Raw genomic sequence first — 24,450 nt, 5'->3', positions numbered from 1 at the left:
CGGTGGTCCGGGCCGGTGGGCGCGGCTGAGTCGGCTGCGTGGGATGCGTGCGCTGAGTGGGCTGCGTGGGCTGCGTGGGGCGCGTGGACGGGATCGCTCCGGTGGTCCCGGCGGGCGCGGTGCCTACGTCGGCCGCGGTGGCCCGGGCGGGGGCGGCGGTCGCGGGGGCGGCGGTCGCGGGGGCGGTGTGCGCGAGCGGTTCCTCAGGTCGGTCGGCCCCCGGCTGCGCACCGGCGTGCGGTGGAAGATCGCCGCCGCGATCGGGCTCGTCGGCGCGCTCGTCGCGATCGCGCTCAGCCTCGTCGTGCACAACGCCGCGAACGTGTCCATGCTCGACAACGCCCGCGACCTCCAGGACGAGCGCGTACAGATCGCGCAGCGCAACTTCGAGGCGTCGCGCGGCACCACCACCAGCACCATCTACGGCGCCAAGGTCGACGACCCGCGGCTGCCGGAGGAACTGCGCCGCAAGGTCCTCAGCGGGCGCCGCGCCACCTACGTCCAGGAGCACGACTCCGGCGTCCCCGACATCTGGGCCGCCGTGCCGCTCAGCAACGGGCACGTCCTGTCGGTGCACACCCGCTTCAACGACCGCTCCACCGCGATCATGAAGGACCTCGACCAGGCCCTGGTCATCGGCTCCATCTCGGTCGTCTTCGGCGGCTGCGCGATCGGCGTGCTCATCGGCGGCCAGATGGCGCGCCGCCTGCGCAAGGCCGCGACGGCCGCGGGCGAGGTCGCCCAGGGCCAGACCGACGTGTCCGTGCGGGAGGCGATCGGCGGCGTCGTACGGGACGAGACCGACGACCTGGCGCAGGCGGTGGACGCCATGGCGGACGCGCTCAAGCAGCGCCTGGAGGCCGAGCGCCGGGTGACCGCCGACATCGCGCACGAGCTGCGCACCCCCGTGACCGGGCTGCTCACGGCGGCCGAGCTGCTGCCGCCGGGGCGCCCCACCGAGCTGGTCAAGGACCGCGCGCAGGCGATGCGCACGCTCGTCGAGGACGTCCTGGAGGTGGCCCGGCTCGACTCCGCGTCGGAGCGCGCCGAGCTGCAGGACATCATGCTCGGCGAGTTCGTGACCCGGCGCATGGCGACGCTGAGCGCCGAGGTCTCCGTGACGGTCGTGCACGAGTCGGAGGTCACCACCGACCCGCGCCGCCTGGAGCGCATCCTCCACAACCTCGTCACCAACGCCGCCAAGCACGGCAAGCCGCCCATCGAGGTCAGCGTCGAGGGCCGCGTGGTACGGGTGCGCGACCACGGCCCGGGCTTCCCCGAGGCGCTGCTCGTCGAGGGCCCGAGCCGCTTCCGCACCGGCTCCGCGGACCGGGCGGGGCGCGGCCACGGCCTCGGCCTGACCATCGCGGCGGGCCAGGCGCGGGTGCTCGGCGCGCGCCTCACCTTCCGCAACGTCCGCCCGCCGGGCGCGTCCGCGGAGGTGCCCGCCGAGGGCGCGGTGGCGGTGCTGTGGCTGCCGGAGCACGCGCCGACGAACACCGGGAGCTACCCGATGCTCCAGTTGCCCGACCACCCCTGAGCCATGGGCCGCCGCGCGAGGCCTGCGGCTGTTGCGCGGGGCTCCGGCGCCCGGGTCAGCAGCCCCAGTCCTTGCCCAGGTCGAGCTCGCCCTCCCGCTGCTGGGTGAGCGAGAACCAGTTCCCTGAGTCGTCCCGGAAGATCGCCTCCGTGCCGTACGGGCGCTCCTGCGGCTCTTGGAGGAACTCGACGCCGCGGGCCTTCAGCCGCTCGTAGTCCCCGTGCACGTCGTCCGTGTGCAGGGCCGCGCCCAGCGCGCCCCTGCCGACGAGTCCGCGTATCGCCTCGGCCGACTCGGCGTCCGTGCCCGCGTCACCCGGCACCATCAGGGCCAGCATGACCTCGGGCTGGTCCTTGGCGCCGACGGTGAGGAAGCGCATGCCGCCCTCGCCCAGCGTCATGTCCGTACGGACCTCCATGCCGAGCTTCTCGGTGTAGAACTCCTTGGCCCGGTCCTGGTCCAGGACCCAGACGGTGGCGATGGCGAGTCCCTTGATCATGGCGTGCTCCCGGTGAGAGTGTCCCGTGGCCCGGCGGCCGCCGTGCCCGCCCGGCCGCCGTGGTGTCCCCACACCTCCGATGCTGGCACGCGCCACTGACAACGGCCCCTCGCGGAGGGTCGGGCCCGCTGTCACCGCGGCTTCCCGGGCCCGCTGTCCCCGCGGTTTCGGGCCCGGTCGCCCGCCGACCCCGCCGCCTCCGCCACCCCCGGCACCACGGCGACGGCCCCCGGCCCCGAAGCTCACGCCTCGGTGCCGGGGGCCGTACGGGCCGGGTCGGGGTCGGCGGGTCAGACGGCCTCTGCCACCGTCTCGCGCCGCTCCCCGCGCGCGGGGTCCCCGTCCGCGCCCCCGGCCGGCTTCTCGGCCGACTTCTCAGCCGCCTGCCCGTCCGTCTTGCCGTCCGCCTGCCCGTCCGTCTTGCCGTCCGTGGGCGCGGCGCCCCGCAGCGGGGTCTCCTTCACGAAGAGCGCCGCGGCCAGCGCGCCCACGACCACCACGGCGCCGAGCAGGAAAGCCGCGTGCGTACCGGCCGTCACCGCGTGCTGGTACGCCTCGCGGGCCGCCTCCGGCAGCTTGGCGAGGCTCGCGGCGTCGAGCTGGGCGGACTTCTCGGTGACCGCGCCGCCCGCTCCACCGGCGCGCTCGGCCATCTCGTCCTGCACCCGGCTGTTGAACAGCGCGCCCATCACGGCGACGCCGAAGGACGAGCCGAGCGTGCGGAACAGCGTGGCCGAGGAGGAGGCGACGCCCATGTCCTTCATCTCGACGCTGTTCTGCGCGACGAGCATGGTGATCTGCATCAGGCAGCCCAGGCCCGCGCCGAGCACGGCCATGTAGACGCCGGAGGTGAACCGCGAGGTCCCGGTGTCCATCTGCGCGAGGAGCAGCAGCCCCACGCCGATCAGGACGCTGCCGACGACGGGGAACACCTTGTACCTGCCGGTGGCCGTGGTGACGCGGCCCGCGACCATCGAGACGGCCATCATGGCGAGCAGCATCGGCATCAGCAGCAGCCCGGAGTTGGTGGCCGAGGCGCCCTGCACCGCCTGCTGGTAGAGCGGCAGGAAGAGCATCGCGCCGAACATCACGAACCCGGTGAGGAAGCCGATCACCGACATCAGCGTGAAGTTGCGGCTGTGGAAGACGCGCAGCGGCAGGATCGGCTCGGCCGCCCGCTTCTGGACGAAGTAGAAGCCGACGAGCGCGGCCGCGCCGAGCCCGATGAGCTCCATGATGACGGCCGATCCCCAGGCGTACTCGGTGCCGCCCCAGGTGGTCACGAGCACGAAGGAGGTGATGCCGACGGTCAGGAGCGCGGCACCCAGGTAGTCGATGCGGCCCGTGGCCTGCTTCTTCGGCAGGTGCAGGACGGCACTCACCATGAACAGGGCCACGACGCCGAGCGGCAGGTTGATGTAGAAGGCCCAGCGCCAGCCGAGGTGGTCGGTGAGGGTGCCGCCGACGAGCGGGCCGCCGATCATCGCGACCGCCATGACGCCGGTCATCATGCCCATGTACTTGCCGCGCTCACGGGGCGGCACCAGTTCGCCGACGATCGCCATGACGCCGACCATCAGGCCGCCCGCGCCGAGGCCCTGGACCGCCCGGAAGCCGATGAGCTGCCCCATGTCCTGGGCCATCCCGCTGAGCGCGGACCCGAGCAGGAAGATCACGATCGACGCGAGGAAGGCGCCCTTGCGTCCGTACAGGTCACCGAGCTTGCCCCAGATCGGGGTGGAGGCGGCGGTCGCGAGCATGTACGCGGTGACGACCCACGACAGGTGCTCCATGCCGCCGAGGTCGCCGACGATCGTCGGCATCGCGGGGCTGACGATCATGTTGTCGAGCATCGCGAGGAGGATCGCGACCATCAGCGCGAAGATCACGACCCGGACGCTGCGCTGCGGCGGCCCGCCTTCCGTCCGCGTCGCCTGTGACTCCCGCGCGCCCCGCGCGCCCCGCGCGTCCGGTGTGTCCTGTGTGTCCCGTGCGTCCTGATCAGGTTTCGCCACGCCTCGCGCCCCGGCCGTCCGTGCCATGGTCCCCACTTCCCGACGTCGTGCCCCGGCCTGCTCGCCGAGCTACTTACTTGCCGCCCGGCAAGCTGACTACACTGAGGGAAGGTAGACGGTTAACTAGCCGGGCGTCAAGTAAGTTTGTCGCCCGGTCGGCGGCCGCACCCCAAGGGATGGCAAAGGGCTGGTCCCCGCCGGGCGGCCGAGGAGTGCGAGGATCGCCCCATGGGCACAGGGAAGCAGCAGCGCCGGGGGAACACCCGCCAGCGCATTCAGGACGTGGCGCTCGAACTCTTCGCCGAGCAGGGGTACGAGAAGACGTCGCTGCGGGAGATCGCGGAGCGCCTGGAGGTCACGAAAGCGGCGCTCTACTACCACTTCAAGACCAAGGAAGACATCCTCACCAGCATCTTCGAGGACCTCACCCGCCCCATCGACGAGCTGATCGTCTGGGGCAGGGAGCAGCCCCGCACGCTCGACACGAAGCGGGAGATCCTGACCCGCTACAGCGAGATCCTCGTCGGCGCCGCACCCCTGTTCCGCTTCATGCAGGAGAACCAGGCGACGATGCGCGACCTGAAGACCGGCGAGAGCTTCAAGGACCGCATGTTCGCGCTCCTGGACATCCTCAAGGACGACGATCCGGCGACGCCGATGACCGCGCAGGTGCGCTGCTTCAGCGCGCTGTTCACCATGCACGGCGGGATGTTCGTGCTCAAGGACGCCGAAGGCGACCCCGAGGAGAAGCGGAAGGCCATCCTCGAGGTCGCCATCGATCTGGTGACTCAGGCGCACCACGGCATGTGACGCGCCACGGTGCGTGAGTCAGGGCGCACGCGGAGGGGATCGGTACGCGGGCGCCCTGCTCAGGGGGTGGGGCGGGTCAGACGCGGACGCCGTGCTTGCGCAGGAAGGCGACCGGGTCGACGGCCGAGCCGTAGTTCGGGGTCGTACGGATCTCGAAGTGCAGGTGCGGGCCGCTGGAGTTGCCCGTGTTGCCGGACAGGGCGATGCGCTGGCCGCTGCCGACCGCCTGGCCGACGCGCACCTCCACGCGCGAGAGGTGGGCGTACTGCGAGTACAGGCCGTTGGCGTGCTTGACCACGACGGCGTTGCCGTAGGCGGGGCCGTCGCCGGCGCCGTTCGGGCCGGCCTTGACGACGGTACCGGCGTGCGCGGCCTTGACGACCGTGCCGCTCGGGACGGCGAAGTCCTGGCCGGAGTGCTTGTGGGCCCAGCGGTTGCCGCCGAGGCCGAAGCTCGCCGAGAGGCGGTACTTGTCGACCGGGTCCTGCCAGGTCGGAGCGGCCGGGGCCTGGACGGCGGCGCTCGCGGCACCGGCGCCGAGGACCGTCACCGCGCCGACGCCTGCGGCGACGACAGCCGCGCGCAGACGGCGGGCGGGGCCGGGACGGGGGGACTTCGAGCGCTGCGACATGGGGACCTCCGGGGCGGCGGCACAGGAGTGCCTGGGGTGCGGCCGCACGGGGACGAGGCCACACCTTGGGGGGACGTACGAGACGGAATCCGCGGACGTACGAGACCGACATCCGCAACGCCGTCCGGCACGCGGGGGGGGGGATGCGCGCCGGACGGCCATCCCTTGGTAACCGTCGCCCCGCCTCCCGCTCAAACCCCGCCTCTACTAGGAGTGGCCGTAGCCCGGAGACGTCGATCACGGCGTATGACGTGGACCGGCGACCCGTGGGCCACCACTAAGCCGCGTCGTATGTGACGTATGCCCTGTGCCCCATGTCACCGGTGGCGAAGATCCACCACCGCCCGGATGTGACCGGCGCTACGCTCGCGCGCATGGAACCCGCGGCCCTCGGCATCCGTCTCGCGTCCGGAGCCGTCACCCCTCTGGTCAGGAAGCTGTTCGCCCGTCCCGGGCCGGGCGCCGCCCTGGTGGACGGGCCCGTGCGGATCGACTCCCTGGTGTCCTTCACGGGGGAGCGCCGCGAGCTCACGCGCCGCGACCTGGAGAAGCTGGCCGCCGAGCTGGTCCGCCAGGCCGTGCGCGCGGGCGAGCGCCCGGTGCCCGCCGACGAGGAGCAGGCGGTGGTGCGCGCCCTGACCGGCACCCTGCACGCCCTGGGGGACATCACGCTCACCGACGTGGAGGCCGTGGAGCTGGGCCACGAGGAGCTAGCGGTCCATCTGCGCAGGGCGGCCACGGCGGCCTCGGGGGACCCGGCCCGCGACCTGTCGGCGGATGCGACGTACTTCTACGAGCGCCTGCTCACCGCCACCTGTCTGCACGTCCTGAACTTCTTCAGCCAGCGGTCGACGTTCGTGGCCCACACCCTGGTACGGCAGAGCCGCCGCCAGGCGGAACTGGTAGCCAAAGTTGACGAGCTGATCAGAAGGGACCCCCTTCCCGGCGCGGAGGACGCCGTTTTCGAACAGCGGTACCTGGAGTACATCGCCAAGAAGCACGGCAAGCTGACGATCTTCGGCATCGACCTGGCCAACTCCCCCGGGAAGTGGCCGCTGGACGCGGCGTACATGAGCCTGCTCGCGACGGGCCGCACCCAGCACCTGGGGGACGTCCGCGTGGGCGAGGACTGGCACCCCGTGTTCGAGGCCCACCTCGACGCGGTGCCCCGCCCCGCCGACCAGGCCCTGGCCACCCACGACCGCGTCCTGCTGCGCGGCGAGGCGGGCTCCGGCAAGACGACCCTCGTCCAGTGGCTCGCGGTCTCCGCCGCCCGCCAGGACGCCCGGGCCCGGGACGGCGCCGACCGGATGGCCTACCTCCACGACCGCGTCCCCTACGTCCTGCCGCTGCGCACCCTCACCCGCCACGGCGGACGCCTGCCCGTGCCCAAGGACTTCCTGGCCGCCGTCGGCTGCCCCCTGGCGGGGGCGCAACCCGACGGCTGGGAGGCGCGCGTCCTCGGCGCGGGCCGGGCGCTGCTCCTGGTCGACGGCATCGACGAGGTCCCGGACGCGGAGCGCGCCCGCACGCGCGCGTGGCTGGCGGACCTGATGGACGCCTTCCCCGGCAACCGCTGGCTGGTGACGTCCCGCCCCTCGGCCGTACGCGAGGACTGGCTCGCGGACGAGGACTTCACCGAGCTGACGCTCGCGCCGATGAGCGGGCCGGAGGTCGCGGCGTTCATCGGCCGCTGGCACGCGGCCGCGAGGACCGGCGTCCCGGAGGAGGACGCGGAGCTGGCGGCGTACGAGACGCAGCTCGCGGAGGCCGTCCGGGCCAAGCCCGACCTCGGCCGCCTGGCCACCAACCCCCTGATGTGCGGCCTGGTCTGCGCCCTGCACCGCGACCGCCGCGGCTTCCTGCCACTGGGCCGCAAGGACCTGTACACAGCCGCCCTGTCGATGCTGCTCCTGCGCCGGGACCGCGAGCGGCACATGGGGATGCCCGAGATACGGGAGGAGCCCCAGCTCCAGGTCCTGCAGCGGCTCGCGTACTGGCTGATCCGCAACGGGCGCACGATGATGGACCGCTCCCGGGCCGAGGCGCTAATCGCCGACGCGCTGCCGGCGGTGCCGGAGCTGGCGGTGCTCGGGGACGCGTCCGCCGTCTACGCCCACTTCCTGCACCGCAGCGGCCTGCTGCGCGAACCCGCCGCGGGCACGGTGGAGTTCGTGCACCGCACCTTCCAGGACTTCCTGGGCGCCCGCGCGGCGGTCGACGAGGGCGACTTCGGCGTCCTGGCCGGGCACGGGGCCGACGACCAGTGGGAGGACGTCGTCCGCATGGCCGTCGCCCAGGCCCGCCCCCGGGAACGCGCCGAACTCCTGCGGGAGTTGCTGGCCTGTGGGGACCGGCACCCGGACCAGCGGGGCCGGGCGCGGGCCCACCTGCTGGCCGCGGCGTGCCTGGAGCACGCGGCGGAGCTGGACCCTGCCGTACGGCAGGAGGTGGAGCGGCGGACGGCGGCGCTGATCCCGCCCGCTTCGGTCGAAGCCGCCAAGGAGCTGGGGGCGGTGGGGGCCATGGTGCTGGAGCTGCTGCCGGGGCCGGAGGGGCTGACGGAGGACGAGGCGCGCCTCGTCGTCGTCGCGGGGACGCATGTCGCGTCGGACGCGGCGATTCCGTTCCTCGCCCGTTTCGCGGACCAGCCGCATCTTCCCGTACGCAGTCAGCTCATGTGGGGGTGGCACCGCTTCGACTGCCGCCAGTACGCGGAGCGGATCATCGTCCACCTCGATGACGGGGAGACCCACTTCACGCTCCATACTGACGAGCAGATCGCCGAACTGGACCGTCTGGGCCTGCACCCGAAGGCTCTGGACATCCGGGACGGGGTCTCGGCAGAGGCGGCGTCGGCCCTGATCACGGCCTGTGAGCCGACCGTCCTGCGCCTCGCCGTTCCACCCGGGCACCTCAGCCCCGAGGCGTGCGCGGCCCTGGGCTCACTGACCGAACTGCACGTCGACGCCGACGAAGAACCCTGGACACTGTCCCTGTTCCCCGCCGAGGCACCCTTGCGCAGATTCACGCTCGGCAGCCTCCACGGCCAAGTACCGGACCTGGGCCGTCTGGACCGCTGGCAGAGCCTGGAGACGGTCACCTGTCTGCGCAGCGAGTACCCCGCGTCACCCGCCCACTGGCACACACTGGCCCGGCTGCCCCACCTGACCGGGCTCACCCTGCCCACGACCGGCCTCACGAACGCCCCTCCCGACCTGAGTCTGCCGACCGTCCGCATCCTCATCCTGCACTGCCCGGACCGCTTCGAGTCGACGAGCCACCTCATCCCGGTTCTCTTCCCCGCGCTCACCGCCCTCCTCGTCATGAGCGACGCGGAGGAGGTCGACGTCTCGGCGCTGGCCTCTCACCCCACACTCATACGTCTGGAGGTGTCCGCCCGCCGCGTGCGCGGACAGGAGGCCCTGCCCGACCGCATCCACGTGACGGTGTCGCCCTGACGCCGCGGGTACCACCGTCCAGCGAGGTCACCGGCGAGCCCGTCACCCACTCCACCCCCGAACTCCCAAACCCCCCGCACACGTTCGGATGACCCCGCAGAATTCCCGCCCCCGCCACGCGGCGCCTGCGCGAGCCTCGCCCCATGCACAAGTACGAAGATCTGCTGGCCGAGGCGAAGGCCACCGCGGAGGGCGCCCGGCTCCGCACCCGCAGGGCCGTGAACACCGAGCTCGTCCAGATGTACTGGCGGATCGGCAAGCTGATCCTGGCCCGGCAGGCCGAGGACGGCTGGGGCACCGGCACCGTGGCGCGGCTCGCCACGGACCTGCGCGGCGCCTTCCCCCGGCAGCGGATCTTCTCGTACCGGAACCTGGTGCAGACGCCGAAGATGGCGCACACCTGGCCCGCGCTGATCGCGCACCGCCCGGTCGCCCAGCTCCCCTGGAGCCACATCACGGTGCTGCTCGACAAACTGCACACCCGCGCGGAGCGCGACTTCTACGCGACCGAGGCCGTCCGCCACGGCTGGTCGCGGGCGCACCTGGACCTCGCGATCCGGCAGCGGCTGCACCTCGCCCAGGAAAGCGCCCCGCGCGCGGGCGCCCTCCCGCCGCACGAGCTGACCCTCCCGGACGGCTCCCCCGCCCTCGACGAGCTGGCCCGCGACCCCTACCGCCTGGACTTCCTGCGCCTGGACGAACAGGAGCGGCAGCCGGAGCCCCCGTACGAGGAGTCGATCGCGACGCGGATGGTCCGCTTCCTCACCGGCCTCGGCACCGGCTTCGCCTTCGTCGGCTGCCGCTACCCCGTGCTCACCGGTGACCAGTACCACCGCGTGGACCTGCTCTTCTACCACCTGCCGCTGCGCCGCTACGTCGCCTGCGCCCTGGGTACGACGTCCGCCCGCCCCACCCACCTGGTCCGCCTGGACACGCAGGTGAGGGCGGTGGACGAGCGGGTGCGCGACCCCGACCGCGACGCCCCCACCATCGGCGTCCTCATCGAGACGAGCAGCGGCCAGGCGACGTACACCTCGCTGCCCCCGCGCGGACGCCAACTGCTGCCCACGGAGGCCGACCTGACCCGCGTCCTGCGGGAGGCGGTGGGCGCCGTGGACGGGGCCCCGCACGCGTGAGGGGCCGGTGACACCGGGAACATCCGGTGCCGCTGGAGCGCCCGGCGTCCACGAGGGGGCCCGGTGTCCGGCCTCCGGCGCCCGGTGCGCGGTGCCCGGGTGCGCGGTCCCGGGTGCGCGGTCCCGGGTGCGCGGTCCCGGGTGCGCGGCGCCCGGGTGTGCGGGTGTGCGCCTCGGGGCGCGCCACCCCGCCGCTACGCGCCTCAAGGCGCCCCCTGGTGCCGCGCGACGCACCCCGTGCGCGAGGCGCGTATTCCGGGGTCCCCCAGGGGTAGGGAGCGCGCATGGATCCCGCAATCCTCGGTACGCGCCTGGCCTCCAGCGCCCTCACGCCGCTCGTGCGGAAGCTGTTCGCCCGGGAGGGGCCGGGCGCGGGCCTGGCCGACCGGCCCGTCCGCCTCTCCGCCCTGGTCTCCTTCCGGGGCGAGCAACGCACCCTCGACGAGCGCGGCGTACGGAAGCTGGCCGGCCGGCTGGTCCGCCACGCCGTGGAGTCACCGGGCGAGGCACCCTTCCCCGCCGACGAGGAGGCCGCCGTCACCGACGCCCTCGCGCGGCGCCTGCTCGCCCTGGGCGAGCTGGACATGAACGACGTCCAGGCCGTGCACCTCGGCCACCGCGAGCTGGCCCGCGAACTCCTCACCCGCGCGGCCGCCCCGGTGGGCCTCTCCACGGACGCCACCGTGTTCCTCGACTCCGTCACGGAGTGGGCCTGCGTCCACGCCCTGCACTTCTTCACCCAGCGCAGCACGTTCGTCGCCCGCACCCTGGTGGAGCAGAGCCGTACGCAGGCCGAACTCATCGCCAAGGTCGACGAGCTGATCCGGCGTGGCCCCCGCCCCAGTGCCCAGGACGCCTCCTTCGAGCGCCGCTACCTCCCTCACATCGCCGACAAGCACAACCGCATCACCATCTACGGCATCGACCTGCGCGAGTCCCCCGACCGCTGGCCCCTGGAAGTCGCGTACCTCAGCCTGGAGGCGAGCGGGACCGACAGCGAGGCGTACGACCGGCTCGACGGCCTCCCGGACGGCGGCCCGGTCACCGTCCAGCTCCGCGCCGACGCCGCGCTCGCCGAGCACTCCCGGGTGCTGCTGCGCGGCGACGCGGGCTCCGGCAAGACCACGCTCGTGCAGTGGCTGGCCGTCACCGCCGCCCGGCAGGGCGCGCCCGTCCCCTTCGTGCTCCCCCTGCGCACCCTGGTCCGCGCCGACGCCCTGCCCGCCCCCGAGGCCTTCCTGACCGCCGTCGGCTGCCCGCACACCGCGCCGCCCGGCTGGGCCGAGCGCGTCCTGACCGCCGGGCGCGGGCTCGTCATGGTCGACGGCATCGACGAGGTCCCGGCCGCCGACCGGACCCGCACCCGCGACTGGCTCCTCGACCTCACCCGGGCCTACCCCGGCAACCAGTGGCTCGTCACCACCCGCCCCACCGCCGTCCGCCCCACCTGGCTCGCCGACCAGGGCTTCCGGGAGCTGACCCTCGCGCCGATGAAGCGGGCCGACGTCACCACCTTCGTCCGCCGCTGGCACGCCGCCGCCGACGCCCGCGACTACGAGGACACGCTCCTCACCGCCCTGCGCACCAAGCGCGACCTGGCCGTCATGGCGACCAACCCCCTCATGTGCGGCCTGATCTGCGCCCTCCACCGCGAGCGGCGCGGGTTCCTGCCGCAGGGGCGCAAGGAGCTGTATGACGCGGCCCTGTCCATGCTCCTCACCCGGCGCGACCGGGAGCGCGGCATGGGCGCCCCCGACGGCATCGAGCTGACCGAGGAGGCCCGCCTCGAACTGCTCCAGTCCCTCGCCTACGGCCTGATCCTCAGCGGCCGCACCGAGATGGACCACGACGGCGCCCTGCTGCTCCTGGAGCGCGCCCTGCCGAACATCGCCTCGGCGGCGCAGCAGGGCGACACCGAGGCCGTCTTCCGCCACCTCCTGCTCCGCAGCGGCCTGCTCCGCGAACCGGCCCCCGGCGTGGTCCACTTCGTCCACCGCACCTTCCAGGACTACCTGGGTGCGCGGGCCGCCGTGGCCGACGGCCACCTCGACGTCCTCGTGCACCACGCGGGCGACCCCCAGTGGGAGGACGTCATCCGCATGGCCGTCGCCCACGCCCGCCCCCACGAACGCGCCCGCCTCCTCAGCAACCTCCTGGCCGCGGACGCCTCCCCCCGCGTAAGCCTCCTGGCCCTGGCCTGCCTACAGGACGCAACAACCCTGGACCCCTCCGTACGCAAGCAGGTCGAGTCCCGGGCGGCAGGCCTGATACCACCCCGCACAGCAGCGGAGTGCCGCGCCTTGGCGGAAGCGGGCCCCTTGGTCCTGGAGCTACTGCCGGGCCCGGAGGACCTGACGGACGACGAGGCTTTGGGGGTGGTCTACACAGCACGCCTCGTAGGCACCGAGTTCGCCATGCCCGTGCTGAAACGGTTCCGGGAGCATCCGTACAGCAGCGTACGCATACAGCTTCTGCAAGCCTGGGACGACTTCGATGTGGATGAGTACGCCGACGAGGTGGTCGCACACGTCTCAAGGCAGGGCATCTACGTAACCGCCAAGACCAGGGCACGTGCCGAGGCACTGTGCCGCTTGGGGGCTAGTCCTGGGGTGAACATCTTCGGCAGCTACACAGCCGAAGAGCTCCTGAACGTTCTCGATCCGGACATCCTGACGAGCCTCACCGTTTGGGACAACCCCGAGTTGAACGACCTTCGTGCGTTCACGCGCTTTCGGCAGCTCAAGTCGCTGGGTCTGGCCAACTGCCCAAGCCGGCTCGAACTAACCCCCTTGGCCGCGTTGTGCCTGACCTCATTGAGCGTCGATCGGCGAGGAGATGACTCCGCAGTACAGGGCATGCGGCATCTGACAGCCCTGGAAACTCTGGCTCTAGGCTTCCCCGTGAATGGCAGAGACCTCACCGCTCGGCTCCCTTCCGAGGCCCCGTTGCGGATGCTCCGCTTCAGCACTGGAGCCATCGGTACTGCCGGTTTGAAAGGCCTGAGCCACTGGACGACGCTGGAAGTCCTCTCTATGTACGGCACCGAATACGAACTAGACCGGAGTGACTTCCAGGAGCTGGCCAGGCACCCGTCTCTCCGCGAGCTCATGGTGGACCACCGTCTGCTGCGCCAGTTCCAGCAGGCACCTGAGCTTCCGGGAGTCGAAAAGATCCATCTCTACAACCTCAACGGCGCCGAGGATCTCTCCGGTCTACAGCGAGTCTTTCCTCAAGCACGTGAGGTGACCATGGCCCCCGCCGCAAACTACTCCCTGCGCGCCGAACGCTACGAGCGTCTCTTCCCCCATGCTGTAGTCCAAGTGCCCAGCACCTTCTGGAACGCCCCACCCCCGTAAAGGAAGAGGGGCTGCCCCGGACCGTACGAAACGGTCCGGGGCAGCCCCACCAGCGCACCCTCGAAGGGCTACGCCTCCTTGCTCAGGTTCGGCCCCGAGCCGCCCGCAGCCGACTCGATCGGCGGCACGTCCGGCAGGGCGGCCTTCTCCTCGCCGCGGAAGGTGAACTTGGCGGTCTCGCCCTCGCCCTCCGTGTCGACGACCACGATGTGGCCCGGACGCAGCTCACCGAAGAGGATCTTCTCCGAGAGCGTGTCCTCGACCTCGCGCTGGATGGTGCGGCGCAGCGGCCGCGCACCCAGGACGGGGTCGTACCCGCGCTTGGCGAGGAGCTCCTTCGCGGACTGGGAGAGCTCGATGCCCATGTCCCGGTCCTTCAGGCGCTCGTCCACCTTGCTGATCATCAGGTCGACGATCTGGAGGATGTCGTCCTGGCTGAGCTGCGGGAAGACGACGACGTCGTCCACACGGTTGAGGAACTCGGGCCGGAAGTGCTGCTTCAGCTCGTCCGAGACCTTGTTCTTCATCCGCTCGTAGTTGGTCTTCGTGTCGCCCTGGGCGGCGAAGCCCAGGTTGAAGCCCTTGGAGATGTCCCGGGTGCCGAGGTTGGTCGTCATGATGATGACCGTGTTCTTGAAGTCCACGACCCGGCCCTGGGAGTCGGTCAGGCGACCGTCCTCCAGGATCTGCAGCAGCGAGTTGAAGATGTCCGGGTGGGCCTTCTCGACCTCGTCGAAGAGGACGACGGAGAACGGCTTGCGGCGCACCTTCTCGGTGAGCTGGCCGCCCTCCTCGTAGCCCACGTATCCGGGGGGCGAACCGAAGAGACGCGACACCGTGTGCTTCTCGCTGAACTCCGACATGTCGAGGGAGATCAGCGCGTCCTCGTCGCCGAAGAGGAACTCGGCGAGCGCCTTGGACAGCTCGGTCTTACCCACGCCGGACGGGCCGGCGAAGATGAACGAGCCACCGGGGCGCTTGGGGTCCTTCAGACCGGCACGCGTACGGCGGATCGCCTTCGAGAGCGCCTTGACGGCGTCCTTCTGGCCGATGACGCGCTTGTGGAGCTCGTCCTCCATGCGGAGCAGACGGGAGGACTCCTCCTCCGTCAGCTTGAAGACCGGGATGCCGGTGGCGGTCGCGAGGACCTCGGCGATCAGCTCGCCGTCGACCTCGGCGACGACGTCCATGTCGCCGGCCTTCCACTCCTTCTCGCGCTTGGCCTTCGCGGCGAGGAGCTGCTTCTCCTTGTCGCGCAGGGACGCGGCCTTCTCGAAGTCCTGGGAGTCGATCGCCGACTCCTTGTCCCGGCGCACGCCCGCGATCTTCTCGTCGAACTCGCGGAGGTCCGGCGGCGCGGTCATCCGGCGGATACGCATCCGGGAACCGGCCTCGTCGATGAGGTCGATCGCCTTGTCGGGCAGGAAGCGGTCCGAGATGTACCGGTCGGCCAGGGTGGCGGCCTGGACCAGGGCCTCGTCGGTGATGGAGACCCGGTGGTGCGCCTCGTACCGGTCGCGCAGGCCCTTGAGGATCTCGATCGTGTGCGGCAGGGACGGCTCCGCGACCTGGATGGGCTGGAAGCGGCGCTCCAGGGCCGCGTCCTTCTCCAGGTGCTTGCGGTACTCGTCCAGGGTGGTCGCACCGATGGTCTGGAGCTCGCCGCGGGCCAGCATCGGCTTGAGGATGCTCGCCGCGTCGATGGCGCCCTCGGCGGCACCCGCACCCACGAGCGTGTGCAGCTCGTCGATGAACAGGATGATGTCGCCGCGGGTGCGGATCTCCTTGAGGACCTTCTTCAGGCGCTCCTCGAAGTCACCGCGGTAGCGCGAGCCGGCGACCAGGGCACCCAGGTCGAGGGTGTAGAGGTGCTTGTCCTTGAGGGTCTCGGGCACCTCGCCCTTGACGATGGCCTGGGCGAGGCCCTCGACGACGGCGGTCTTGCCGACGCCGGGCTCACCGATCAGGACGGGGTTGTTCTTCGTCCGGCGGGACAGCACCTGCATGACCCGCTCGATCTCCTTCTCGCGCCCGATGACCGGGTCGAGCTTGGACTCACGAGCGGCCTGGGTGAGGTTCCGGCCGAACTGGTCGAGGACCAGGGACGTGGAGGGCGTGCCCTCGGCAGGACCGCCGGCGGTGGCGGTCTCCTTGCCCTGGTAGCCGGAGAGCAACTGGATGACCTGCTGCCGCACCCGGTTGAGATCGGCGCCCAGCTTGACCAGGACCTGGGCGGCGACGCCCTCGCCCTCGCGGATCAGGCCGAGCAGGATGTGCTCCGTGCCGATGTAGTTGTGGCCGAGCTGAAGGGCCTCGCGGAGCGACAGCTCCAGGACCTTCTTGGCACGGGGGGTGAAGGGGATGTGGCCGGACGGGGCCTGCTGCCCCTGGCCGATGATCTCCTCCACCTGCTGGCGGACCGCCTCGAGCGAAATCCCGAGGCTCTCCAGGGCCTTAGCGGCGACACCCTCACCCTCGTGGATCAGGCCCAGGAGGATGTGCTCGGTGCCGATGTAGTTGTGGTTGAGCATCCGGGCTTCTTCCTGAGCCAGGACGACAACCCGCCGCGCGCGGTCGGTGAACCTCTCGAACATCGTTAATCGCTCCTCAGAGCGGTCAGGCAGTAAGGGGTCGGTCCCCTCCCTGTCCTTCCGCAGCTTAGTCCCGCAAGCGGGGACCGCTCATTCCAACTGCCGACACCCGTCCGGATCACCCTCACTACGGTAGGGAACGCTTCCTGACTCATACGCCGACACATGCTCCAACCCGATGGTGCGAGACGATGTTCCCGCAGGCCAGGCAGTTACCCTCGCCATGAGTACGCCGTTGGCGAACGTGAGACGCCTGAACACCGCGTGTCGCCCCTCCCCACTAGGGATGTCTTACCCGTATGCACGGACACTCCATGCGGCGCGCACCGGTTCCCTCCGCTACGGGCGAACACCCTTGCGCCGCGACGGGCTCCGACGCGCCCCCGTTTTCGCAACGGTACGCATCCAGAGTGACACCCTGCGTGACCCGGCCGTAACCCGGGTCCGCCCGGGGCGGTTGCTCCGGGCATGGCCCTCTCCCGCGTTCCGCACCCCAGGCCGCCGGCCGAGCAGCGCGACAGCGCACGGTGGGAGGACCCGGTGCGGCGGTGGTACGAGCGTGAGCTCGGCTGGGCGGTGGCGCCCGGGGCGGGGCCCGGGTCGGCCGTCCGGCTGGTGACCGGGGTCCGCTTCGACGTGCTGCGGCTGCCGGCCGAGGCCGGTTTCGCCACGCTGCGCCACCTGGGTCCGCACGCGCCCGTGGCCCTGCACGGCACGACCATGGGGCTCTTCGTGGCCGCGGGCAGCGCCGAGGAGCTGCCGGGGCTGCTCGACTGGCTGGAGTGGGGCGGTGTGCCCCTGGACCTCACCGCGATCGGCCCGGGCGGCCTGATCGACGCCCCGACGCCTCCGGGGCTCGTGGGCTCTCGGGGGGCGGCCGTGTGGCTGCGCCCCCCGGAGCCCGGACGCGAGGTGGAAGCCGGGCTGCCGTCACTGACGTCACTGTCGGCCCGGGCGCCGCGGACGGCGGCGCGGGCACGGGACGGCAGCGGAACCGACCCCCGTTCCGGCTCCGCCGCGGGCTCCGATCTCGGGCGCCTGGTGGACGCGGCGGCGACGCAGTGCCACCGGGTCCGGCTGCGGCGGGCGAGTGATCAGCCGTTGGCCTTCTCGTAGGCCTCACGGATGGACGCGGGGACGCGGCCACGGTCGTTGACCTCGAAGCCGTTCTCCTTCGCCCAGGCGCGGATCTGCGCGGTGTCCTGGCTGCTGCTCGCCGCCGGGGCGCGCCCCTTGCCGCGGCCGCTCGCGCGGCCTCCGGTACGCCGCCCGCTCTTGAGGTACGGCTCCAGGAGTCCGCGCAGCTTGTCCGCGTTGGCGGTGGTGAGATCGATCTCGTAGCTCTTGCCGTCCAGCGCGAACGTCACGGTCTCGTCCGCCTCGCCGCCGTCGAGGTCATCGACAAGAAGGACCTGAACCTTCTGTGCCACCGGATTTCCTTTCATCGATAACTTGAGGGCCGGACGCCGCGGCGTGCGCCGCCGATTCGCCGCCCCCTGTTATATGCAGCACTGCAGTACGTCGGAAAGCAAACCGCTTTTCCTGGGAAAACACAAACCCCTGGGAGAGACCGGTCCCCCGGGATCCCGGGAAACATGCGCGTTTCGGACATAGGGAACCTGGGCATGTGACAGCGCGGAATAGGTCGGTCACGATCACAGATGCAGAAGCATCCGAGTGTTGCCCAAGGTGTTCGGTTTCACTCGTTCGAGGCCCAGGAACTCCGCGACCCCCTCGTCATAGGAACGAAGGAGCTCGGCGTAGACATCTGTGTCGACGGTATCCGCGGGCGTCTCGCCGATCTCCACGAAGCCGTGCCTGGCGAAGAAGTCGACTTCGAAGGTGAGGCAGAAAACGCGCCGGACCCCGAGCCAACGCGCGGTCCGGAGCAACTCGCCGAGCAGCCGGTGCCCCACGCCGGCGCCCTTGACCTCGGGATTCACCGCCAGGGTGCGGACTTCGGCGAGGTCTTCCCACATCACGTGCAGGGCCCCGCAGCCGACCACCGTGCCCGCTTTGCCGCCGTCGGCGCCGCGTTCCGCGACCCAGAACTCCTGGATGTCCTCGTAAAGCGTGACGGTCGCTTTGTCGAGGAGGATGCCCCGGCGGGCGTACGGGTCGAGCAGGCCGCGCACGGCGGGCACATCGGCGGTGCGGGCCCTGCGTACGGAGACCGCATTTACGGGGTGGTCGCGGAGCGGCGCGAGTTCGCCGCGCTCCGCCGGGAGTTCGTCGTGCTCAGCCGGCATGGGCGGACGCTATCGCCCGTCCGCGCGGTCGGGCCCGCCGGGGTTCGGGGGGTTCTCCGGCGGCGCCGGGAGGGTCGCGCCCGCCGGGCTCTCGTGGGATTCAACCATCCGGACCGCGTCGCTGAGGGCTTCCCGCTGCTGCGGCGACATCATGCCGAAGAAGGCGACGAGAGCGGCCGCCGGGTTGTCACTCTGCGACCACGCCTCGTTCATGAGTGCGGCCGCGTAGGCGGCGCGGGTGGAGACCGCCTCATATCGATAGGCGCGGCCTTCCGCTTCGCGGCGGACCCAGCCCTTCTGATGGAGATTGTCCAAAACGGTCATCACAGTGGTGTACGCGATCGACCGTTCCTGCTGAAGGTCTTCCAGGACTTCTCGAACGGTCACCGGGCGGTTCCACTTCCACACCCGCGTCATCACTGCGTCTTCGAGTTCTCCCAAGGGGCGAGGCACACCAGAACAATAGTGGGAGAAGTGACCCAAGTCACTGAAGCCAGGAATCGTTAATAAACGGCTTAAGGTCTTATTTGTGTACAAAAAGGGCGTACGGCTCGTAGAGGTGAGCGAGCCGTACGCCGGGGGGTGTGCGGGGCGGGCGCCGGTGACCTGCGGTGGCCGGGGGTCAGGCGTCGCCGGCCCTGGGCGTCTGCCGGGCCGCCTCGGCGCGGGTGATCGCCGCGTCGACCGCGGCGTCCTCCTTGGCCTTGTTGGCGCCGCCCTGCGTCTTGACGATGGTCACGATGAGGCCGATGAAGAACACGGCCATCACTACGGGGGGCACGAGCGCGGAGACGTATTCCATGCCCCCAGCGTAGCTAGCCCACGGCGAGACGCTGCGACGGGGCGGTCGGCGGCGCCGGGCGTTTGGGCGGGAACACCTCCGCCGGGGTGGGCACCGGGCGTGGCCGCTCCGGCGGGGCAGCGGGGCGCTCCGACGGCGGGTTCGGACGGGGCGCGGGCCCGCTGTCGTCGGCCGCCGCACGGCCCCCGGGCAGGGCCAGGAGGCGCGTACGGGACTGGGGGACGAGGGGGCGGGGGGCTGCGGGGCGGGGCACGGGGCGCGCCGCGCCCGCCGCGAGCGGGGCGCGCACGTCGCGCTCGGCGAGCCTCTCGCAGCGGGCGAGCAGGGCTCCCGCGCGCGGGTTGGCGCGCAGGGCGCGGAGTGCGGCGAGGTCGTCGGGGGCGGGGCGGTAACCGGTGGCGAGGACGTCGTCCAAGAGCTCCAGGTACCCGGTCGCGGTACCGGGCAGAGCGGCCCGGTAGCGCGCGAGGTCGGCCACCAGGAAGGCGCGCAGCCGTGCGCCTTCGCGCACCGCCTCGTCGATGTCGTCGGCGAGGCGCACGCATTCCTGCACGGCCTGGTCGTCGAGGGCGTGAGCGGTACTGGGGTGCAGGGCGAGGGCCAGGGCGCGGCGGAGCACTCGCAGCTCCTGCGCGCCGAAGGCCATGCCGCCCCGGGATCCGTATGGCGTGGGCATAGGGTGACGATACGCGTGGAGGGGACAAAATCGTCTTAACTCACCCGTTTGCCCGGCACGTCATTGCGGCCCTGGGGCCGCCGCTCGCTCGGTACCTTTCTTTTCCCGCCCGCCCACCCGTGGCTCCCCGGCGTCGTCCGCCCGGCCCCGGCGCGGAGCGCTGCGGCTGGGTGCCCATGTGGCCGCCGCTACCGCGGCGGATTCCTCCCCGCCCGCCCACCCGTGGCTCCCCGGCGTTGCCCGGCGGGGTCCGGCGCGGAGCGCTGCGGGTGGGTGCCCACGTGGCCGCCGCTACCGCGGCGGGTTTCTCCCCGCCCGCCCACCCGTGGCTCCCCGGCGTTGCCCGGCGGGGTCCGGCGCGGAGCGCTGCGGGTGGGTGCCCATGTGGCCGCCGCTGCCCCGGCGGGTTTCTCCCACCCGCCCACCCGTGACACCCCGGCCCCGGCCCGGAGCGCTCACCCGCCGTCGTGGTCCGGGCCGCGGCGGGTCGTGGCGAAGGCGACCGCGCCCACGCCCAGGGCCGCTGCTCCGCCCGCGGCCAGCCAGGGCAGTACCCCGGCGCCGGTGTCGGCCATCCGGGCGGGCGGGCGTGGGCTTCCCTCGGGCGACGGGGAGACGGACGACCGCACCGTGGGCGGGTCCGGGGTCGCCGCCTGCGCGGTGGGCGCGCCGAGGACGAGCGCCGCCGTCGCCGCGGCGCCCGCGAGGGCCCGCCCTGCCCTACCCCGCCGTCGTTTTCCGTCCATCAGGCACCCAGCCCCCACACCCGCTCAGAACCCCTCCGAGGAGAGACCCCCGACCGCGCGGCGGGGTTGCCTGGCCGGACGTCACGTACGGGAGATGTTCCGCTCGTAGACCAGGCGGAGGCCGATCAGCGTCAGCCACGGCTCGTGCTCGTCGATGACCGACGCCTCGCCGAGCACCATGGGGGCGAGCCCGCCGGTGGCGATGACCGTGACGTCCTCGGGGTCGCCGCCCGGGCCCGCGAGCTCCCGGGCCATGCGGCGGACGACGCCGTCGACCTGGCCCGCGAAGCCGTAGAGGATGCCCGCCTGCATGGCCTCCACGGTGTTCTTGCCGATGACGCTGCGCGGCCGGGCCAGCTCGATCTTGCGGAGCTGCGCGCCGCGGACGCCGAGGGCCTCCACGGAGATCTCGATGCCGGGGGCGATGACGCCGCCCGCGTACTCCCCGCGCGCGGAGACCGCGTCGAACGTCGTCGCCGTACCGAAGTCCACGACGATCGCGGGCCCGCCGTAGAGCTCGACCGCCGCGACGGCGTTGATGATGCGGTCGGCGCCGACCTCCTTGGGGTTGTCCATGAGGATGGGCACGCCGGTCTTGATGCCGGGCTCCACCAGGACGGCCGGTACGTCGCCGTAGTAGCGGCGGGTGACTTCGCGCAGCTCGTGCAGGACGGACGGGACCGTGGAGCAGATCGCGATGCCGTCGATGCCGTCGCCCAGTTCCTCGCCGAGCAGGGGGTGCATGCCCATCAGGCCGTTGAGGAGCACGGCCAGTTCGTCGGCGGTGCGGCGGGCGTCGGTGGAGATCCGCCAGTGCTCGACGATGTCCTCGCCGTCGAAGAGCCCGAGGACGGTGTGGGTGTTGCCGACGTCGATCGTGAGCAGCATGGCGCGTTACTCCGCCCCGCGCGCGGGGGCCTCGGCGGCATCCCTGAGGTCGAGGCCGATGTCCAGGATCGGCGAGGAGTGCGTGAGGGCGCCCACGGCCAGGTAGTCGACGCCCGTCTCCGCGTACGCCCGGGCGTTCTCCAGGGTGAGGCGGCCGGAGGACTCCAGCAGGGCCCGGCCGTCGACGAGCGCGACGGCCTCCGCGGTCTCCAGGGGCGTGAAGTTGTCCAGGAGGATCAGGTCGGCGCCCGCGTCCACGACCTCGCGGAGCTGGTGCAGGGTGTCGACCTCCACCTCGACGGGCACGTCGGGGAAGGCGTCCCGGACGGCCTTGAAGGCCTGGGCGACGCCGCCCGCGGCGACCACGTGGTTGTCCTTGACCAGGGCCGCGTCGGCGAGCGACATGCGGTGGTTGACGCCGCCGCCCATGCGGACCGCGTACTTCTCCAGGGCGCGCAGCCCCGGTGTCGTCTTGCGGGTGTCGCGGACCTTGGCCTTGGTGCCCTCCAGGGCGTCCGCCCACGCGCGCGTGGCGGTGGCGATGCCGGACAGGCGGCACAGCACGTTCAGCGCGCTGCGCTCGGCGGTGAGCAGGTCGCGGGTGCGGGTGGTGATGCTCAGCAGCACGTCACCGGCCTCGACGCGGGCGCCGTCCTCGACGTGCCGCTCCACCTCGAACTCGTCGGAGCAGACCACGGAGACGATGGCCTCGGCGACGCGCAGGCCCGCCACGGTGCCCGCCTGGCGGGCGGTGAAGTCGGCGGTGGCGACGGCGTCCTCGGGGATGGTGGCGACCGTCGTGACGTCCACGGCGTCCGGGGAGAACTCCAGGTCCTCGGCGATCGCGAGGTGCGCGACGTCCTCGACCTGGACGGGGTCGAGGCCGGCGTCGGCCAGGAGCTGGGCGAGGGACGGGTCGAGACCGCACTCCATGGAGTCCTGCGCGTCGTCGCCGCCGCAGCCGCAGGCGTCGCCGCAGCCGGTGTCGGCGAGGGGGAGGTCGGGGGTGCTCACGTCGGTCACTGCTCCTGGGTGCTGGGGAAGCGGGCGTTGTCGGTGGTGTGGATGGCGAGGCTCCGGTCGGCCTGGAGGCGTACGACGATGTGGCGTCCCCACGCCGCGTCGTCGCGGGCCCCGTGGTCCTCGCGCCAGTGGCAGCCACGAGTCTCCTCGCGCTGCTGGGCCGCCGCCACCAGGACGCGGGCCACGCACAGGAGGTTGGTGGTCTCCCAGGCGTCGACGCCCGGCTCGGCGGTCTTGCCGTCCTCGGCGAGCGCGCCCGCCGCGTCCGCGTGAATGCGCGCGAGCCGCTCGGCGGCCTCGGCGAGCGAGGCGGCGGAACGGAGCACTCCGGCGCCCTCGGTCATGGTCCGCTGGATGGCGAACCTGGCCTCCGGGGGCAGCAGCGGGTGGGCGGGCTGCTCCGGGGCGGCCACGGGTGCGGGCACGCGCGCGTGGAGGGCGTTCTCGGCGTGTCGGGCGGCGATGTCCGCGGCGATGCGCTCGGCGTAGACCAGGCCCTCCAGGAGGGAGTTGGAGGCGAGCCGGTTGGCGCCGTGCACGCCCGTGCAGGCGACCTCCCCGCACGCGTACAGGCCGGCCACGGTGGTGCGGCCGTACTGGTCGGTGCGGACGCCTCCGGAGGCGTAGTGCGCGGCCGGGGCGACGGGGATGGGCTCGGTCACCGGGTCGATGCCGTGGGCGCGGCAGGCGGCGAGGATGGTCGGGAAGCGGGTGGCCCACATGGCGGCGCCGAAGTGGCGGGCGTCCAGGTACATGTGCTCGGCGCCCTGCTCCTGCATGCGGCGCATGATGCCCTTGGCGACGATGTCGCGCGGGGCGAGCTCGGCGAGCTCGTGGGCGCCCACCATGAAGCGCACGCCGTCCGCGTCCACGAGGTGGGCGCCCTCGCCGCGCACCGCCTCGGAGACCAGCGGCTGCTGGCCCTCGGCGTCGGCGCCCAGGAACAGCACCGTGGGGTGGAACTGGACGAACTCCAGGTCGGAGACCTCCGCGCCGGCGCGCAGGGCGAGGGCCACGCCGTCGCCCGTGGACACGGACGGGTTCGTCGTCGCCGAGAACACCTGTCCCATGCCGCCGGTGGCGAGCACCACGGCGGGCGCGTGCACGGCGCCCACGCCGTCGTGCTGGCCCTCGCCCATGACGTGCAGGGTGACGCCCGCGGCGTGCCCCTGGTCGTCCGTCAGCAGGTCGAGGACCAGGGCGTTCTCGACGGTCGGTATGCCGCGCGCGCGGACCGCGTCGACGAGGGCGCGGGAGATCTCCGCGCCGGTCGCGTCGCCGCCCGCGTGCGCGATGCGGCGGCGGTGGTGGCCGCCCTCGCGGGTCAGCTCCAGGCCGCCGTCGTCCGTGGCGTCGAACTGGGCGCCGGTCGCGATGAGCCGGCGCACGGCGTCGGGGCCCTCGGTGACGAGGGTGCGCACCGCCTCGTCGTCGCACAGGCCCGCGCCCGCCACGAGGGTGTCCTGGAGGTGCTGCTCGGGGGTGTCGCCCTCGCCCAGCGCGGCGGCGATGCCGCCCTGGGCCCAGCGGGTGGAGCCGTCGTCGAGGCGGGCCTTGGTGACGACCACGGTCTCCAGGCCCGCCGCGGCGCAGCGCAGCGCGGCGGTCAGGCCGGCCACCCCGGAGCCGACGACCACGACGTCGGCGTCGAGCGACCAGCCGGGGGCCGGGGCGTGCAGCCGTATGCCAGTGGCGCTCATACGAGAGCTCCGATCTCCGATCGCGGTGCTGCGGTGGCCCGGGGTCCGGACCGCCCGGGGGCGGGCGTTCATGCCGGGGCTCCGAAGGTCAGCGGGATGTTGTCGATGAGGCGGGTGGTGCCGACCTTCGCGGCGACGGCGAGCACCGCCTCCCCCTGGTGGCCGCGGGTGACCTGCTGGAAGTCGGACGGGTCGACGAGCGCCACGTAGTCGAGGACGAGGGGCGGCCGCAGCCGCGCCGCCTCGTCGAGGACCTGCCGCGCGGCCGCGAGGACGGCCTCGGGGCCGGCGGGCGCGGCCTGGGCGACGGCGTGCGCGTCGGCGGCC

At 72.4% G+C, this 24,450-nt stretch carries 20 protein-coding genes; 6 read left to right on the top strand and 14 right to left on the bottom strand.

The window, feature by feature from the left end; all coding sequences use genetic code 11:
- The first annotated feature begins 43 nt into the window (after positions 1-43).
- Positions 44-1,540, top strand: a complete 1,497-nt coding sequence (cseC, locus tag IE330_RS23945; protein WP_373314715.1) for a two-component system sensor histidine kinase CseC — start codon at positions 44-46, stop codon at positions 1,538-1,540.
- A gap of 55 nt (positions 1,541-1,595) precedes the next feature.
- Here cseC and IE330_RS23940 read toward each other — a convergent pair whose 3' ends face one another.
- Both IE330_RS23940 and IE330_RS23935 read right to left on the bottom strand, forming a co-directional pair.
- A complete protein-coding gene (locus IE330_RS23940) occupies positions 1,596-2,039 on the bottom strand; it encodes a VOC family protein (RefSeq protein WP_190138164.1) in 444 nt (147 codons plus the stop codon).
- 290 nt (positions 2,040-2,329) lie between these two features.
- Entirely contained in the window at positions 2,330-3,913 is a 1,584-nt protein-coding gene (locus IE330_RS23935) for an MDR family MFS transporter (protein WP_373314717.1), read from the bottom strand.
- Positions 3,914-4,282: 369 nt separating this feature from the next.
- Between IE330_RS23935 and IE330_RS23930 the strand changes: the two genes are divergently transcribed.
- Positions 4,283-4,864, top strand: coding sequence for a TetR/AcrR family transcriptional regulator (locus IE330_RS23930; RefSeq protein WP_190138162.1), 582 nt, complete (start codon positions 4,283-4,285; stop codon positions 4,862-4,864).
- Positions 4,865-4,940: 76 nt separating this feature from the next.
- On the opposite strand, the gene IE330_RS23925 is transcribed toward IE330_RS23930, so the two are convergent.
- A complete protein-coding gene (locus IE330_RS23925; protein WP_190138161.1) occupies positions 4,941-5,495 on the bottom strand; it encodes a M23 family metallopeptidase in 555 nt (184 codons plus the stop codon).
- A gap of 374 nt (positions 5,496-5,869) precedes the next feature.
- Here IE330_RS23925 and IE330_RS23920 point away from each other — a divergent pair, with 374 nt between their 5' ends.
- The 3 genes from IE330_RS23920 (at position 5,870) to IE330_RS23910 (ending at position 13,448) form a co-directional block, all read left to right on the top strand.
- Positions 5,870-8,956, top strand: a complete 3,087-nt coding sequence (locus IE330_RS23920; RefSeq protein WP_190138160.1) for an NACHT domain-containing protein — start codon at positions 5,870-5,872, stop codon at positions 8,954-8,956.
- A 143-nt stretch (positions 8,957-9,099) separates the two neighbouring features.
- Positions 9,100-10,092, top strand: a complete 993-nt coding sequence (locus tag IE330_RS23915) for a PDDEXK nuclease domain-containing protein (RefSeq protein WP_190138159.1) — start codon at positions 9,100-9,102, stop codon at positions 10,090-10,092.
- Between the two features lie 284 nt (positions 10,093-10,376).
- Complete coding sequence (locus IE330_RS23910; protein WP_190138158.1) at positions 10,377-13,448, top strand: NACHT domain-containing protein; 3,072 nt, start codon at positions 10,377-10,379, stop codon at positions 13,446-13,448.
- A gap of 68 nt (positions 13,449-13,516) precedes the next feature.
- Here IE330_RS23910 and IE330_RS23905 read toward each other — a convergent pair whose 3' ends face one another.
- The gene (locus IE330_RS23905; RefSeq protein WP_190138157.1) at positions 13,517-16,042 is read right to left on the bottom strand and encodes an ATP-dependent Clp protease ATP-binding subunit; all 2,526 of its coding nucleotides are present in this window, start codon (positions 16,040-16,042) and stop codon (positions 13,517-13,519) included.
- A 465-nt stretch (positions 16,043-16,507) separates the two neighbouring features.
- Between IE330_RS23905 and IE330_RS23900 the strand changes: the two genes are divergently transcribed.
- Positions 16,508-17,155 carry an SCO3374 family protein gene (locus tag IE330_RS23900; protein ID WP_190138156.1) on the top strand — a complete coding sequence of 216 codons (648 nt, stop codon included), beginning with the start codon at positions 16,508-16,510 and terminating at the stop codon, positions 17,153-17,155.
- Here the strand turns inward: IE330_RS23900 and IE330_RS23895 are convergent.
- The 10 genes from IE330_RS23895 to IE330_RS23850 form a co-directional block, all read right to left on the bottom strand.
- The gene (locus IE330_RS23895) at positions 17,134-17,469 is read right to left on the bottom strand and encodes a histone-like nucleoid-structuring protein Lsr2 (RefSeq protein ID WP_190138155.1); all 336 of its coding nucleotides are present in this window, start codon (positions 17,467-17,469) and stop codon (positions 17,134-17,136) included. The two genes, IE330_RS23900 and IE330_RS23895, sit on opposite strands and share 22 nt — an antisense overlap.
- Positions 17,470-17,694: 225 nt before the next feature.
- Positions 17,695-18,288: an amino-acid N-acetyltransferase gene (locus IE330_RS23890; RefSeq protein WP_190138154.1), complete on the bottom strand. Its 594-nt coding sequence runs from the start codon at positions 18,286-18,288 to the stop codon at positions 17,695-17,697.
- A gap of 9 nt (positions 18,289-18,297) precedes the next feature.
- The gene (locus tag IE330_RS23885; RefSeq protein ID WP_190138153.1) at positions 18,298-18,741 is read right to left on the bottom strand and encodes a BlaI/MecI/CopY family transcriptional regulator; all 444 of its coding nucleotides are present in this window, start codon (positions 18,739-18,741) and stop codon (positions 18,298-18,300) included.
- Positions 18,742-18,910: 169 nt separating this feature from the next.
- Positions 18,911-19,090, bottom strand: coding sequence for a hypothetical protein (locus IE330_RS23880; RefSeq protein WP_190138152.1), 180 nt, complete (start codon positions 19,088-19,090; stop codon positions 18,911-18,913).
- A gap of 13 nt (positions 19,091-19,103) precedes the next feature.
- Positions 19,104-19,766 (bottom strand): hypothetical protein, encoded by a 663-nt coding sequence (locus tag IE330_RS23875; RefSeq protein ID WP_229925874.1) that lies wholly within the window; start codon positions 19,764-19,766, stop codon positions 19,104-19,106.
- A 455-nt stretch (positions 19,767-20,221) separates the two neighbouring features.
- The gene (locus tag IE330_RS23870) at positions 20,222-20,512 is read right to left on the bottom strand and encodes a hypothetical protein (RefSeq protein ID WP_190138151.1); all 291 of its coding nucleotides are present in this window, start codon (positions 20,510-20,512) and stop codon (positions 20,222-20,224) included.
- A gap of 81 nt (positions 20,513-20,593) precedes the next feature.
- Complete coding sequence (locus IE330_RS23865) at positions 20,594-21,400, bottom strand: type III pantothenate kinase (protein ID WP_190138150.1); 807 nt, start codon at positions 21,398-21,400, stop codon at positions 20,594-20,596.
- A gap of 6 nt (positions 21,401-21,406) precedes the next feature.
- On the bottom strand, positions 21,407-22,414 hold the full coding sequence (gene nadC, locus IE330_RS23860) for a carboxylating nicotinate-nucleotide diphosphorylase (RefSeq protein WP_190138149.1): 1,008 nt from the start codon (positions 22,412-22,414) through the stop codon (positions 21,407-21,409).
- Positions 22,415-22,419: 5 nt separating this feature from the next.
- Positions 22,420-24,123 (bottom strand): L-aspartate oxidase, encoded by a 1,704-nt coding sequence (locus IE330_RS23855; protein ID WP_190138148.1) that lies wholly within the window; start codon positions 24,121-24,123, stop codon positions 22,420-22,422.
- Positions 24,124-24,191: 68 nt separating this feature from the next.
- The coding region (locus IE330_RS23850) for a pantoate--beta-alanine ligase (RefSeq protein WP_190138147.1) at positions 24,192-24,450 on the bottom strand (259 nt) is incomplete at its 5' end.

The organism is Streptomyces longispororuber, from assembly GCF_014656095.1.
Classification (GTDB): Bacteria; Actinomycetota; Actinomycetes; order Streptomycetales; family Streptomycetaceae; genus Streptomyces; species Streptomyces longispororuber.
This window is presented reverse-complemented; position numbering and strand designations above follow the sequence as displayed.

Coding starts and splice junctions, on each gene's coding strand:
- IE330_RS23880 (WP_190138152.1), bottom strand. CDS start 19,090: ATGGAATACGTCTCCGCGCTCGTGCCCCCCGTAGTGATGGCCGTGTTC.
- IE330_RS23910 (WP_190138158.1), top strand. CDS start 10,377: ATGGATCCCGCAATCCTCGGTACGCGCCTGGCCTCCAGCGCCCTCACG.
- cseC (WP_373314715.1), top strand. CDS start 44: ATGCGTGCGCTGAGTGGGCTGCGTGGGCTGCGTGGGGCGCGTGGACGG.
- IE330_RS23900 (WP_190138156.1), top strand. CDS start 16,508: ATGGCCCTCTCCCGCGTTCCGCACCCCAGGCCGCCGGCCGAGCAGCGC.
- IE330_RS23935 (WP_373314717.1), bottom strand. CDS start 3,913: ATGGTCGCGATCCTCCTCGCGATGCTCGACAACATGATCGTCAGCCCC.
- IE330_RS23930 (WP_190138162.1), top strand. CDS start 4,283: ATGGGCACAGGGAAGCAGCAGCGCCGGGGGAACACCCGCCAGCGCATT.
- IE330_RS23940 (WP_190138164.1), bottom strand. CDS start 2,039: ATGATCAAGGGACTCGCCATCGCCACCGTCTGGGTCCTGGACCAGGAC.
- IE330_RS23875 (WP_229925874.1), bottom strand. CDS start 19,766: ATGCCCACGCCATACGGATCCCGGGGCGGCATGGCCTTCGGCGCGCAG.
- IE330_RS23915 (WP_190138159.1), top strand. CDS start 9,100: ATGCACAAGTACGAAGATCTGCTGGCCGAGGCGAAGGCCACCGCGGAG.
- IE330_RS23865 (WP_190138150.1), bottom strand. CDS start 21,400: ATGCTGCTCACGATCGACGTCGGCAACACCCACACCGTCCTCGGGCTC.
- IE330_RS23920 (WP_190138160.1), top strand. CDS start 5,870: ATGGAACCCGCGGCCCTCGGCATCCGTCTCGCGTCCGGAGCCGTCACC.
- IE330_RS23925 (WP_190138161.1), bottom strand. CDS start 5,495: ATGTCGCAGCGCTCGAAGTCCCCCCGTCCCGGCCCCGCCCGCCGTCTG.
- IE330_RS23855 (WP_190138148.1), bottom strand. CDS start 24,123: ATGAGCGCCACTGGCATACGGCTGCACGCCCCGGCCCCCGGCTGGTCG.
- IE330_RS23870 (WP_190138151.1), bottom strand. CDS start 20,512: ATGGACGGAAAACGACGGCGGGGTAGGGCAGGGCGGGCCCTCGCGGGC.
- IE330_RS23905 (WP_190138157.1), bottom strand. CDS start 16,042: ATGTTCGAGAGGTTCACCGACCGCGCGCGGCGGGTTGTCGTCCTGGCT.
- IE330_RS23890 (WP_190138154.1), bottom strand. CDS start 18,288: ATGCCGGCTGAGCACGACGAACTCCCGGCGGAGCGCGGCGAACTCGCG.